Origin of the sequence: Streptomyces sp. NPDC087310 (assembly GCF_044744405.1) — a bacterium.
Lineage (GTDB): Bacteria > Actinomycetota > Actinomycetes > Streptomycetales > Streptomycetaceae > Streptomyces.
In genome coordinates this window covers 770,406-783,636 of record NZ_JBIUYF010000002.1, presented here as the reverse complement: position 1 = coordinate 783,636, position 13,231 = coordinate 770,406, and the positions used below count along the sequence as shown (strand labels likewise).

At 71.8% G+C, this 13,231-nt stretch carries 8 protein-coding genes; 5 read left to right on the top strand and 3 right to left on the bottom strand.

The window, feature by feature from the left end:
- Positions 1-213: 213 nt before the first annotated feature.
- Complete coding sequence (locus ACIO3P_RS09175) at positions 214-1,044, top strand: enoyl-CoA hydratase family protein (protein ID WP_329823649.1); 831 nt, start codon at positions 214-216, stop codon at positions 1,042-1,044.
- A 32-nt stretch (positions 1,045-1,076) separates the two neighbouring features.
- Complete coding sequence (locus ACIO3P_RS09170) at positions 1,077-3,398, top strand: bifunctional salicylyl-CoA 5-hydroxylase/oxidoreductase (protein ID WP_401848322.1); 2,322 nt, start codon at positions 1,077-1,079, stop codon at positions 3,396-3,398.
- Here ACIO3P_RS09170 and ACIO3P_RS09165 read toward each other — a convergent pair.
- Positions 3,385-4,221 (bottom strand): PaaX family transcriptional regulator C-terminal domain-containing protein, encoded by an 837-nt coding sequence (locus ACIO3P_RS09165; protein ID WP_401848324.1) that lies wholly within the window; start codon positions 4,219-4,221, stop codon positions 3,385-3,387. The two genes, ACIO3P_RS09170 and ACIO3P_RS09165, sit on opposite strands and share 14 nt — an antisense overlap.
- 4 nt (positions 4,222-4,225) lie before the next feature.
- Positions 4,226-5,902, bottom strand: a complete 1,677-nt coding sequence (locus tag ACIO3P_RS09160) for an AMP-binding protein (protein ID WP_401848326.1) — start codon at positions 5,900-5,902, stop codon at positions 4,226-4,228.
- Between the two features lie 99 nt (positions 5,903-6,001).
- Between ACIO3P_RS09160 and ACIO3P_RS09155 the strand changes: the two genes are divergently transcribed.
- The gene (locus ACIO3P_RS09155) at positions 6,002-7,165 is read left to right on the top strand and encodes an acyl-CoA dehydrogenase family protein (RefSeq protein ID WP_401848327.1); all 1,164 of its coding nucleotides are present in this window, start codon (positions 6,002-6,004) and stop codon (positions 7,163-7,165) included.
- Positions 7,162-7,560: a RidA family protein gene (locus tag ACIO3P_RS09150; protein ID WP_401848328.1), complete on the top strand. Its 399-nt coding sequence runs from the start codon at positions 7,162-7,164 to the stop codon at positions 7,558-7,560. Before ACIO3P_RS09155 ends, ACIO3P_RS09150 begins: the two co-directional genes overlap by 4 nt.
- Positions 7,561-7,675: 115 nt before the next feature.
- Here the strand turns inward: ACIO3P_RS09150 and ACIO3P_RS09145 are convergent, their stop codons facing one another.
- The gene (locus tag ACIO3P_RS09145) at positions 7,676-9,511 is read right to left on the bottom strand and encodes a hypothetical protein (RefSeq protein ID WP_401848330.1); all 1,836 of its coding nucleotides are present in this window, start codon (positions 9,509-9,511) and stop codon (positions 7,676-7,678) included.
- Between the two features lie 330 nt (positions 9,512-9,841).
- On the opposite strand from ACIO3P_RS09145, the gene ACIO3P_RS09140 reads away from it, so the two are divergent.
- The gene (locus ACIO3P_RS09140) at positions 9,842-13,204 is read left to right on the top strand and encodes a S8 family peptidase (RefSeq protein WP_401848332.1); all 3,363 of its coding nucleotides are present in this window, start codon (positions 9,842-9,844) and stop codon (positions 13,202-13,204) included.
- Positions 13,205-13,231 lie beyond the last annotated feature (27 nt).

Genomic DNA, 13,231 nt, shown 5'->3' with positions numbered 1-13,231 from the left:
CGGCCTGCCGGACTTGGGACCTATGTCCTGTGTCGCCCGGGACCTTTGGCAGCCTACGGGAGGGATGTCGCGGTCACGTCACGGGTCTATCGCGCACTCGTGACGGAAGTCACGTAGGAGTGATACGGTTCCGTGGCGAGGCTGTGACACGGGCCGTACATCGGTGGTGGCCGCCACCGCGAGCCCACGGCGCTCGCCGAAGGAGGCCGCTCCATGAGCCCGTTCTCCGGTTCCGCGCCCCGCACCCAGGACTGGCGCCACCTACGGCTCACGCGCCGTGACGACGGGGTCGCCACCGTCACCCTCGCCCGCCCCGCCAAGCTGAACGCGCTGACCTTCGGCGCCTACGCCGACCTGCGCGACCTGCTCGCCGAGCTGTCCCGGGAGCGTTCCGTACGCGCCCTGGTGCTGGCCGGCGAGGGGCGCGGCTTCTGCTCGGGCGGCGATGTCGACGAGATCATCGGCGCGACCCTCGGCATGGACACCGCCCAGCTTCTCGACTTCAACCGGATGACCGGACAGGTCGTCCAGGCGATCCGCGCGTGCCCCTTCCCGGTGATCGCCGCAGTGCACGGGGTGGCGGCCGGCGCGGGCGCCGTCCTCGCGCTCGCCGCCGACTTCCGGATCGCGGACCCCTCGGCCCGCTTCGCCTTCCTCTTCACCCGGGTCGGTCTCTCCGGCGGCGACATGGGCGCGGCCTATCTGCTGCCCCGCGTCGTCGGCCTCGGCCACGCGACCCGGCTGCTGATGCTCGGCGAGCCCGTGCGCGCCCCCGAGGCCGAACGCATCGGGCTGATCAGCGAGTTGACCGAGGAAGGTCGGGCCGACGCGCGTGCCAGCGAACTGGCGGGACGGCTCGCCTCGGGGCCCGCGCTGGCGTACGCGCAGACCAAGGCGCTGCTCACCGCCGAACTGGACATGCCGCTCGCCGCGGCAGTCGAACTCGACGCCGCCACCCAGGCGTTGCTGATGCACGGCGAGGACTACGCCGAATTCCACGCCGCGTTCACCGAGAAGCGGCCCCCGAAGTGGCAGGGGCGCTGACCATGTATCCGACGCCGACACAGACCAGTGACATGCGGAGCGGTGACACACAGGGCCGCGACACACAGAACAGCCCCCGGAGTGTGACGCGTGTCGCCGTCATAGGCGGCGGGCCCGGCGGCCTCTACGCCGCGGCCCTGCTCAAACGGCTCGACCCCGCCCGCGAGATCACCGTCTGGGAACGGAGCGCCCCCGACGAGACCTTCGGCTTCGGGGTCGTCCTCTCCGACGAGACCCTGGGCGGTATCGAGGAGGCCGACCCCGTCGTCCACCGGGCGCTCCAGGCCGAGTTCGTCCGCTGGGACGCCATCGACATCGTGCACCGCGGCCGTACGCTCACCTCCCGCGGCCACGGCTTCGCGGCCCTCGGCCGGCGCCGGCTGCTGGAGATCCTGCACGAGCGGTGCGCGTCCCTCGGCGTACGGCTCCTCTTCCGTACGGAGGCCCCGCCCGCCGGTCAACTGGCCGCCACCCACGACCTGGTGATCGCCGCGGACGGAGTGCACAGCCGCACCAGGGAGACCCGCGCCGAGGTCTTCGGACCCACCGTCACCACCCACCGCTGCCGCTACATCTGGCTCGCCGCCGACTTCGCGTTCGACGCGTTCCGCTTCGAGACCGCCGAGACCCCGCACGGGGTGATGCAGCTCCACGGCTACCCGTACTCCCCGCACCGCAGCACCGTCATCGTCGAGATGCGCGAAGAGGTCTGGCGGGCCGCGGGCTTCGACGGCCTCGACGAGCGGCAGTCCACCGAACGGTGCGGCCGGATCTTCGCCGACGCCCTCGGCGGACGCCCGCTGCGCTCCCACGCCTCCGCCTGGACCGCGTTCCGTACCGTCACCAACGCCCGCTGGAGCGACGGCCGTACGGTACTGATCGGCGACGCCGCGCACACCGCCCACTTCTCCATCGGCTCCGGCACCAAGCTCGCCGTCGAGGACGCCCTCGCGCTCGCCGCCGCCGTCGAGGAACACTCCGACCTCCCGGCCGCGCTCGCCGCGTACGAGAGCGAACGCCGCCCCGTCGTCGAGTCCACCCAGCGCGCGGCGGCGGCCAGCCTGCGCTGGTTCGAGGAGCTGGCCACCTACACCGGACAGCCGCCCCGCCGGTTCGCCTTCGGGCTGCTCACCCGCAGCCGCCGCGTCACCCATGACAATCTGCGGCTGCGCGACCCCGGCTTCACCCGGGACGTGGAGCGGGACTTCGGCTGCCCGCCCGGCACTCCACCGATGTTCACGCCCTTCCGGCTGCGCGGACTGACCCTGCGCAACCGGATCGTCGTCTCGCCCATGGACATGTACGCGGCGCGCGACGGAATGCCCGGCGACTTCCATCTCGTCCACCTCGGCGCCCGCGCGCTCGGCGGCGCGGGCCTCGTCATGACCGAGATGGTGTGCGTCAGCCCCGTGGGCCGGATCACCCCGGCGTGCACCGGGATCTACACCCGGGAACAGGGCGACGGCTGGCGCCGTGTCACCGACTTCGTCCACGCGTCCTCGCCGGGCACCGCCATCGGCATCCAGCTCGGCCACTCGGGGCGCAAGGGTTCCACCCGGCCGATGTGGGAGGGCATGGACGAACCGCTCCGGACGGGCAACTGGCAGGTGTGGGCCGCCTCCCCGCTGCCCTACCGTCCCGGAGTCAGCCAGCTCCCCAAGGAGTTGAGCATCCGCCAACTCGACACGGTACGCGAACAGTTCGCCTCCGCCGCCCGGCGGGCCCGGCGCAGCGGCTTCGATCTGCTCGAACTCCACTGCGCCCACGGCTACTTGCTCTCCGGCTTCCTCTCCCCGCTGACCAACCGGCGGACCGACGCGTACGGCGGCTCGCTCGCGGGCCGGCTCCGCTTCCCCCTCGAAGTCTTCGACGCGATCCGCGCGGACTGGCCCGACGACCTGCCCATGACGGTACGTATCTCCGCCACCGACTGGGCGCCGGGCGGCACCACCGCCGAGGAGGCCGTCGAGATCGCCCGCGCCTTCACCGCGCACGGCGCCGACGCGATCGACGTCTCCACCGGTCAGGTCGTCGCCGACGAACGCCCGGAGTTCGGCCGCTCCTACCAGACGCCGTACGCCGACCGGATCCGCAACACCCTGCACGTCCCGGTGGTGGCGGTGGGCGCCATCTCCTCCTGGGACGACGTCAACTCCCTGCTCCTGGCGGGCCGTACGGACCTGTGTGCGCTCGGGCGGCCCCATCTCCACGACCCGCAGTGGACCCTGCACGCGGCGGCGGCCCAGGGGTACGCGGGACCGGGCGCGCCCTGGCCGCTCCCGTATCTGGCGGGCAGCCGCCCGCCCCCGACCGGCCGGACCGACCCACCGCGGCCGCGTCTCACCCCGCGCTGACGGGCGGCTGCACGAACGCGAGCCCCGCGTCCCGCAGCCGTGCGTGCAGCCGGGCGAACACCTCGGCGGAACGTTCCCCCGGCCAGTCCTCCGGCAGGAGTTCGGCGGGCAGACCAGGGTCCGCGTACGGCAGGCGCCGCCAGGAGTCCAGGGCCAGCAGATAGTCCCGGTAGGCGTCCCGCGGCGCGTCCTCGGCCGCCCCGGGGGTCCCGTTCTCCCAGCGGCGCAGCACCGGCTCGTGCGCCGCGAGGAACTCCTCGTGCCGGCCGGCGATCGCCGGCAGGTCCCACCAGCGCGCCACGGCCTCGGCCGTCGCCTCGAAGCCCAGATGCCGGCCGCTGAACAGATCGACGTACGGGGCGAGTTGGAGCCGCTCCAAGGTGTGGCGCGTCTCCTCGTGGAGCCGCGCGGGGGCGATCCAGACCCCCGGCGCTGCCGTCCCGAAGCCGAGCCGCCCCAGCCGTGAGCGGAGCAGATGGCGCTTGTGGCGCTCGGCCTCGGGGACGGTGAAGACCGCGAGCACCCAGCCGTCGGCGAGCAGCGGCGCGGGACGGGCGTAGATCCTGCAGTCCCCGTCGTCGAGGAGCTGCCGCGCCTCGTCCGACAGGACATAACCGGCCGCGCCCGCCGCCGTACGCTCCGGGACCAGCAGGCCGCGCCGCTTGAGCCGGGAGACCGCCGAGCGCGCCGACGGAGCGTCCACCCCGACCGCCTCCAGCAGCCGGATCAGCTCAGCGACGGGGAGCGGCGCGTCGTCCGGCGCCCGGCCGTACGCGCCGTACAGGGTGACGATCAGGGATCGGGGGGTGTGCAGGTCGGCCACATGGTCACTTTAGGCCAGGGGCCGGCGGCGCGACCGGGTCCGGGGTGCGCAGCAGGTAGCGCTGGAGTTTGCCGGTGGGGGTACGGGGGAGCGCGTCCCGGAAGACGAACACGCGCGGGCACTTGTACGGCACCAGCCGCGCCGTGACGAACTCCCGCAGCACCGCCGCCATCCCCTCGTCGCGCGCCGCCCCCTCCCGCAGGACGACGTACGCGGCGACGATCTGGCCGCGCAGTTCGTCAGGGCGGCCGACGACCGCCGCCTCCAGCACATCGGGATGGGCCAGCAGGGCGTCCTCGACCTGGGGCCCGGGGATGTTGTAGCCCGCGGAGATGATCATGTCGTCGGCGCGGGCGACATAGCGGAAGTAGCCGTCGGGCTCGCGTACATACGTGTCGCCGGTCAGATTCCAGCCGTCCCGCACATACTCCGCCTGGCGCGGATCGGCGAGATACCGGCACCCCACCGGCCCCCGTACGGCCAGCAGCCCCGGCTGCCCGTCGGGCACCGGCGCCCCCGTCCCGTCCACCACGCGCGCCTGCCACCCGGGCACCGGCACGCCCGTGGTGCCCGGTCTGATCGCCTCGTCCGCCGCGGAGATGAAGATGTGGAGCAGTTCGGTCGCCCCGATGCCGTTGATGATCCGCAGCCCGGTGCGGCGCTGCCAGGCGTGCCAGGTCGCGGCGGGCAGATTCTCGCCGGCCGAGACACACCGCCGCAGACTGGACACGTCGTACGGCCGCTCCCCGGCGCCGTGGGTCGTCTCCGCCGCGTCGAGCGCGTCGAGCATCACCCGGTAGGCGGTCGGCGCGGTGAACAGGACCGACACCCGGTGCTCGCCGATCGCCGCCAACAACGCCTTGGGCTGGGCCTGTTCGAGCAGCAGCGCGCACGCGCCCGCCCGCATGGGGAAGATCACCAGACCGCCGAGGCCGAAGGTGAAACCGAGCGGCGGGCTGCCCGCGAAGAGATCGCCGGGCTCGGGGCGCAGCACCTCGCGCGAGAAGGTGTCCGCCACCGCCAGCACATCGCGGTGGAAGTGGACACACCCCTTGGGCCGCCCCGTCGTCCCCGAGGTGAACGCGATCAGCGCCACATCGTCCGCCGCCGTCTCCACCGCCGCGTACCGCTCCGGCTTGCCGCGCGCCCGCCGCAGCAGATCGTCCGGCGCGTCCCCGCCGTACGCCGTGATCCGCAGCCCGGGTACCCGCGCCCCGGCCAGATCGTCCAACGACCGTACGTCGCACAGGGCATGGCGGATCCGGGCGATCTCGCACATGGCGGCGAGTTCGGGCGACCGCTGCTGGGCGAGGACCGTCACGGCCACCGCGCCCGCCTTCAGCACCGCCAGCCAGCACGCCGCCAGCCAGGGCGTCGTCGGACCGCGCAGCAACACCCGGTTGCCGGGCACCACTCCGAGGTCGTCGGTGAGCACATGCGCGATCCGGTCGACGTGGCCGCGCAGTTCGCCGTACGACCAGACCTCACCCGTGGCGGTACGGAAGACGGGGCGGTCCCGGCCGGACCGTTCGGCCGTACGGTCCAGCAACTCGACCGCGCAGTTGAGGCGTTCGGGAGTGTGCGTCCCCTGCGAGAAGGGGAGGAGCCGGGGCCACTGCTCCGCCGGGGGCAGATGGTCGCGGGGGAAGGTGTCGGTGTGGGCGGACGGTGTCAGCTCCATGGTTCGCCCCCTGGTGATGTGTGGGGTCGCCCATCGAGCGTATCGTGAACTTGACGACAGTCAACGGCGCGTCATAGGCGCGCTGGAGGTGGTGCCCGGATGTCCGTGTTCTCGCTCGATCCGGTACGGACCGCGTGGTGCGCGGAGCTGCGCGCCCTGACCGCGCGGCGGCTGCGCCCGCTCGCGGAACGGGGCGGGCCGGGCCGGGTGAACCGCCCTCTTGTCATGGAGCTCGGTCGACTCGGGCTGCTCGAACGGATGCTCACCTCTTCGGCGCTGGACCTCTGTCTGCTCAGGGAATCCCTCGCCCAGGAGTGCACGGAGGCCGAGACCGCGCTCGCGCTCCAGGGGCTCGGTACGTACCCCGTCGTCCTGGCCGGTACGGAGCGGCAGCGCGACCGGTGGCTGCCGGAGGTGTGCGCGGGGCGCGCGGTCGCCGCGTTCGCGCTGAGCGAGCCGGGCGCCGGGTCGGACGCGGCGGCGCTCGCGCTGCGGGCCGCACCGGACGGTGGGGGCTGGCGGCTCACCGGGGAGAAACGGTGGATCTCCAACGCGCCCGAGGCGGACTTCTACACGGTCTTCGCACGAACGGGCGAAGGCGCGGACCCGGGCGGGTTCCCGGCTCACGGCACGGCACCGGCCCCGGCCCCGCGCTCCGGGGCCCGGGGTGTGACGGCGTTCCTCGTCCCCGCCGACCGTCCGGGGCTGACCGGATCGCCCCTGGAGATGCTCTCCCCGCACCCGGTCGGCGCCCTCGCCTTCGACGCCGTACCCGTGACCCGCGAGGACGTGCTCGGCGAGGTGGGCCGGGGCTTCCGAACCGCGATGACCACCCTGAACCTGTTCCGTCCCAGCGTCGGCGCGTTCGCCGTCGGCATGGCGCAGGCGGCCCTGGACGCGACGCTGGAGCACACGGCCACCCGTACCGCGTTCGGCGGCCCGCTCAAGGACCTCCAGAGCGTCGCGCACCAGGTCGCGGAGATGGCGACCAGGACCGAGGCGGCCCGGCTGCTCGTGTACGCGGCGGCCTGCGCGTACGACACCGGAGCCCCGGACGTGCCCGCCCGCTCGGCCATGGCCAAGCTGTACGCCACGGAGGCCGCGCAGTACGTCGTCGACGCGGCCGTCCAGCTCCACGGCGCCCGCGCCCTCCAGCGCGGCCATCCGCTGGAACACCTCTACCGGGAGGTCCGCGCGCCACGGATCTACGAGGGCGCCACCGAGGTCCAGCGCACCATCATCGCCAAGGAGTTGTACGGATGAGCCCGGAGCGCGTCAACCCCGCCGGCCTCGCGCCCGCCACCGGCTTCTCGCACGCCGTGGTCGCCACGGGCGGCCGGATCGTCCTGCTGGCCGGGCAGACCGCGCTCGACGCGGACGGCAGGATCGTCGGCGCCGACCTGCCCGCGCAGTTCGCCACCGCCCTCGGCAACCTGCTGACCGCGCTCGCGGCGGCGGGCGGCGCGCCGGGCGATCTGGCCCGGGTCACCGTCTACGCCACCGATGTCGCGGACTACCGCGCGCACACGGCCGAACTCGGCCGGATCTGGCACGGGTTGGCGGGCCGCGACTACCCGGCGATGGCGGTGATCGGAGTCGTACGCCTGTGGGACGAGCAGGCGCTGGTGGAGCTGGACGGCATCGCGGTCCTGCGCTGAGCCGGCCCGTACCGCGAGCCCGGCGCCGTACCCCCGCGCGCCCTGAGCCGGCCCCTGACGGCGACTCCCCGACCGGAACCGGGGCGCGGTCCCGGTCGGGGAGAGCCATCCGCCGTCACGAGTCGATCGGCGTGGTCTTCGTGCAGTTGGTGAACGGGACCCAGGGGCGTCCGCCGCCGCTCTGCGGGCCCGTCGCGTACGTCGGGTTCCCGGTGATCTTCTGGTTGCGCTCCTCGTGCGTGATGTCGATGCCGAAGAGCTTGAAGCCGAGGGTGAACTGCCCGGCGGAGACGCCGAATCCGATGCCGAGCGAGGCGTTCCACCAGTCGGTGTTGGCCTCGTAGTCCAGCCGGGTGAGCTTCCCCTTGTCGTGCAGCAGCCGGTCGATCGGGCCCGCGTCGTCGGTCAGCGGCTCGGCCGCCGAGGTGGGGGAGGGGATGGCCTTGCCGGCCGGGTTGTCACCGCGCCCGCGCAGCCAGTCCTCCACCGCCTGGCTGTCCGCGTCGTTGTCGAGCTTGACCTCGGCCGACTCGGTGTGGACCTGCGACTTGATGGTGCCGCCCCCGCCGCCGACGTCGATCGTCACCGGACCCGCGTTGGCGCCCGCGCCGACCTGGACTCCGGGGCCGTCGCCGCTCTCCTGGCTGGAGGTGATGACCAGCTTCTCCGGGTGGTGCGGCTGGTCGTCCTTCTCCTCCTGGTCGTAGGCGGCGGCGTCGTACGTGACGGCTATCTGCTGCATCCGGCTGCCCTTGGCCTGCGCGACCGCGCCGACCGTACCGTTCAGGGAGAAGGTGTAGATGAAGGTGATCTTCCCGGCGTCGGGCCCGGTCTTGGTGCGCATCACCACCACGTCGTTGCTCATCGCACCCGCCAGCCCGTCGGCGGAGACATTGCCGACGTCCTTGGTGTCCTTGGCCGAGCCGATGACGCTCTTGCTCTGGGACTCCTTGATGAGCTTCTCCAGCGCCTCACCCTTGACCTTCGGGTTGTTCTTGGTGACCTCCTTGGCGATGGTGTCCTTCAGGGCCTTGACCCCCTTGTCGTCCTTGGCGAACGACTTGCCGAAGCTCACCCCGCCGGACAACTCCGTGGACGCCTTGGTGATGTCGACGTCCGGCGCCTTCTCCGGATCGATGTCCGGCCTCTTCTTCTGGGCGCCGGCGTTGCATATCATCCCCAGCTCGGCGGAACGGGCCCCGGCGGGACGGCTCTGGCACTTCTCCGCCGCCTTGAGGAATTCGGCGAACTGCTTGGCGTCCTCAAGGTTCGCCTCCAGGTCCGCCTGCGGATCGTCGCTCTTGTTCCCGTTGAACAGCCACTGGCCGCCGCTGCCGCTGCTCTTCATGTAGCTGCCGCTCAGCGAGGCGCTGCCGCCCCAGTCCTTCAGCCCGGGGATGCCCGCCGAGATGCTCGCCGTGACACCGCCCCCGGTCTCGGTGACGCGCTCCAGGGTGACGGTGCCGTCCGACCACTGGCTGACCTTGATCTGCTCCGAGCTGCTGATCTTGATGAAGAGGATCTGCACCACGACGGTGGTCTTGGTCTGGTCGACGGAGAGCAGGCACTTCGTGGGCTGGAACGGATCGTCCACGGGGACGACCGGGTCGTCGCCCTTCCCGTCCCCACCGCCGTCGTCGTCCTCGCCGTCCCCGTCCTTGCCGTCCTTGCCGTCTTTTCCGTCCTTGTCGTCCGAGACATCGACCTTGGCGCAGGACTCGGCCCCGCCCCACGGATTCATGGCACGGCACGCCGCGTACTGCAGGCCCTCGTTCTCCGCCCTGGACAGGGCCGCCACCGAGATCCCACCGATGAGCAGGACCACCACACCGAGGAGGGCGAGGTACTCGATCCCGGTCTGGCCTCTGCTGTCGCGATAGGGGTGACAGGCCGAATATCCCGGATATCCGTCCTGCGTGTGCCTCTCGCGCACCCCTCGGGAGCGCCTCATCCGTACTCCTCACCCGTGCCGTCGCCATTCCCCCGAGCGCCGGTAGCCTAAAGATGAACGTGGGCCCAACGGCAGGGTCCGGGGGCCCAGTTCAGGGCCCAGGTCCAGACCTATGACAGGGTGTCGCATAGGCCCTGAGCTGCCCGGCGAGGGCCGGCGGCGGCGCGGAGGGGCACGGGACGGTGTGGGCCCGTGCGGGTCGGCGCGGCGAAAGAAATTCGGATCCGGGCACTCCGCGAATGAACCGGCCGGGGCCAACTCCCGTCTTCCGGGCCGATCCGGGTTGGTCGAATCTTTACTTCATCTCTTTACTTCATCATTGGGGGAGAGTTGCACCGAAGCACACGCAGAGCCGGCGCGGCCATGGTCGCGGCACTGCTCACCGCGGGACTCACGACGGGGGCGGCCGCGGCCGGCCAGGACACGGCGGGGACGGCGGGGAACACCGCCGGGGACACCACCGCCGCCCAGGCGTTCGAGGCGAAGGCCCGCCAGGCACAGCGCGGTTCGTCCGTGGTCACCCTGATCACCGGGGACCGGGTGCATGTGGACGCCAAGGGCCGGGTGGCCCGTATCGAGCCCGCGCAAGGGCGCGAGGGCATACGGATATCCGTCCACCGGGTCGCCGGTGCCACCTACGTCGTCCCGTCCGACGCGAACGCGCTGATCGCCCAGGGCACCCTGGACCGGCGGCTGTTCGACGTCACGGGGCTCATCAAGAACCAGTACGACGACGCGCACCGCTCCACACTGCCGCTGATCGTCTCGTACACGAAGGACAAGGCGCGGGCGAAGTCGGCCATCTCGGCCGCGGACGTCTCGGTCCGCCGGAACCTGCCCGCCGTCAAGGGTGAGGCGGTGACCGCGCCGAAGACGGACTCCGCCGACGTGTGGCACGCGCTCACGGCGTCGCCCACCGCGCGCCGCGGCGCCGACCGTACGGTGGCGACCGGCATCGAGCGGGTGTGGCTGGACGGCAAGCGCCGGGCGAGCCTGGACAAGAGCGTCCCGCAGATCGGCGCGCCCACCGCGTGGAAGGCCGGCTACGACGGCAAGGGCGTGAAGATCGCCGTCCTGGACACCGGGGTCGACCAGACGCACCCGGACCTCAAGGGTGTCGAGATCGCGGAGAAGGACTTCTCCGGGTCGGGCAACACCGTCGACCACGTCGGCCACGGCACGCATGTCGCGTCGACGGCCGCCGGTTCCGGCGCCAAGTCCGGCGGGAAGTACAAGGGGGTCGCGCCCGGCGCGAAGATCCTCGACGGCAAGGTGCTCGACGACGCAGGCTTCGGCGACGACTCCGGCATCATCGCCGGTATGCAGTGGGCCGCCGACCAGGGCGCGCAGGTGGCCAACCTCAGCCTCGGCGGCGGGGACACGGCGGAGGTCGACCCGCTGGAGGCGGCGGTCGACAAGCTCTCCGCCGAGAAGAACATCCTGTTCGTCATCGCTGCGGGCAACGACGGTCCCGACGCCAGGACGATCGGCTCGCCCGGCAGCGCGGCCTCCGCGCTCACCGTCGGCGCGGTCGACCGCAAGGACGCGATCGCGGACTTCTCCAGTGTGGGGCCGACGGCCGACGGCTCGCTCAAGCCCGATCTCACCGCGCCCGGCGTGGACATCGTCGCCGCGAAGGCCGCCCAGGGCCAGCTCGGCGACCCGGCCGCCGACGGCTACGTGGCGATGTCCGGTACGTCGATGGCCACCCCGCATGTGGCGGGCGCCGCGGCGATCCTCGCCCAGCAGCACCCGGACTGGAGCGGGCAGCGGATCAAGCAGACGCTGACCGCCTCCGCCAAGCCCGGCACCGGCCTGACCGCGTTCCAGCAGGGCACCGGACGCACCGACCTGACCAAGGCGATCACCCAGACGGTGGTCAGCGAGCAGACCTCGGTGAACTTCGGCGTCCAGCAGTGGCCGCACACCGACGACAAGCCGGCGACCCAGCAGATCACCTACCGCAACGGCGGCAAGGCGCCGGTCACCCTCGACCTGTCGGTGGAGTCCACCGGCCCCCAGGGCAAGCCCGCCCCGGCCGGCTTCTTCACGACGGGCGCGGACCGCGTCACCGTCCCCGCCGGTGGCACCGCGACCGTCGCGCTGACCTCGGACACCCGGGTCGGCAGTCTCGACGGCACGTACTCCGGCGCGCTCGTCGCCCAGGCCACCGAGGGCGGCCAGAGCGTCCGTACCTCCTTCGGTGTGAACCGTGAGGTCGAGTCCTACGACCTCACCATGAAGTTCATCGACACCAAGGGCAAGCCCGCCGTGTCGGCGGCTTCCGTCTACGGCCACGACGGCGTCGTCTGGGAGAACACCCCCGGCAAGGGCAGCGTCAAGGTCCGGCTGCCGAAGGGCACGTACCTGATCGAAGCCCCGGTCGAGACCCCGAAGGCCGGCGGCGACCCGGACCTGGCCGTGATGGCGCAGCCGAAGTACTCCGCCACCAAGAACGGGACGGTGACCTTCGACGCCCGCAAGGCGAAGCCGGTCTCCATCACGGCGCCGGAGTCCGCCAAGTCCACGGACGCCTTCCTCAACTACGCCCTGGAGACGCCCGACACCAGCTACGGCGCCACCTTCTTCCTGGGCGGCTTCCAGGGCATCCGGACCGGTCAGGTCGGTGCCGCACTGCCCGCGAAGCAGTTCGACGCCCAGGTCGGCGGCCTCTGGCAGAAGGGCAGCACCAGCTACAACCTGCTCTACACGCGCACCGGTTCGCTGTACACCGGCTTCAGCCACAAGACGGCCACGAGTGAACTGGCCCGGCTCAACCTGAAGATCGGGGCCTCCGCCAAGAGCCGCTACGGTGTCGTCAACCCCTTCTGGTCCACCCCGTCGTACGGCATCGGCACGGTGAGCGACCCGTTCGCGCTGCCCGCCACGGCGAAGACGTATGTCACCGCGCCCAAGGGCATCAACTGGGAGTTCTTCGTCAGCCAGCAGGGCCGTACGGAGGACGGCGGCGAAGCGTACCTCGGCGCCGACCCGGCCAGGACGTACGCCCCGAAGAAGACGTACGACCGGACGTACAACGTCGGTGTGTTCAGCCCCAAGGTGGACGCGACCAACCTCGCCCAGCGTCTCAACAACGAGATGATGGTCTGCGTCGATGAGTTCACCGACGGTGCCGGGCACTCCGGATCCTCGCCGGTGACCAAGCAGCAGACCGCCATCAGCGCCGACGGCAAGAAGCTCGTCGACGTGAAGGCGCCGCTCTGCCAGTACACCGACGCGCTGCCCACGAAGTCCTCCCGCTACGTGATCAGCACGGACGTCTCGCGCTCCACCAAGGTCGCGGGCGTCACGAGCCGCCTCACCGCCGCCTGGTCGTACACCTCGAAGAAGCCCGCCGCCGACACGATCGTGGACCTGCCGCTCTCCACCGTCCGCTTCGCCCCGAAGCTGGACCTGGCGAGCACCGCCGCGGCGGGCAAGAAGCTCACCGTTCCGCTGTCGATCCAGGGCCCCGCCGCCGGGAAGGGCTTCAAGTCCCTCGCCGTGCAGGTCTCCTACGACGGCGGCGCCAAGTGGACCAAGGCGCCGGTCACCACCGCCAAGGACGGCAAGAAGAGCCTGTCGCTGACCCACCCGAAGAAGGCCACCTCGGTCTCCTTCAAGGCGAAGCTGACGGACAAGAACGGCAACACCTACGACGTGACCGTCCTGAAGGCATACCTGCTCAAGTAGTCAGGCCGCACAAGGAAGTTACGTCAC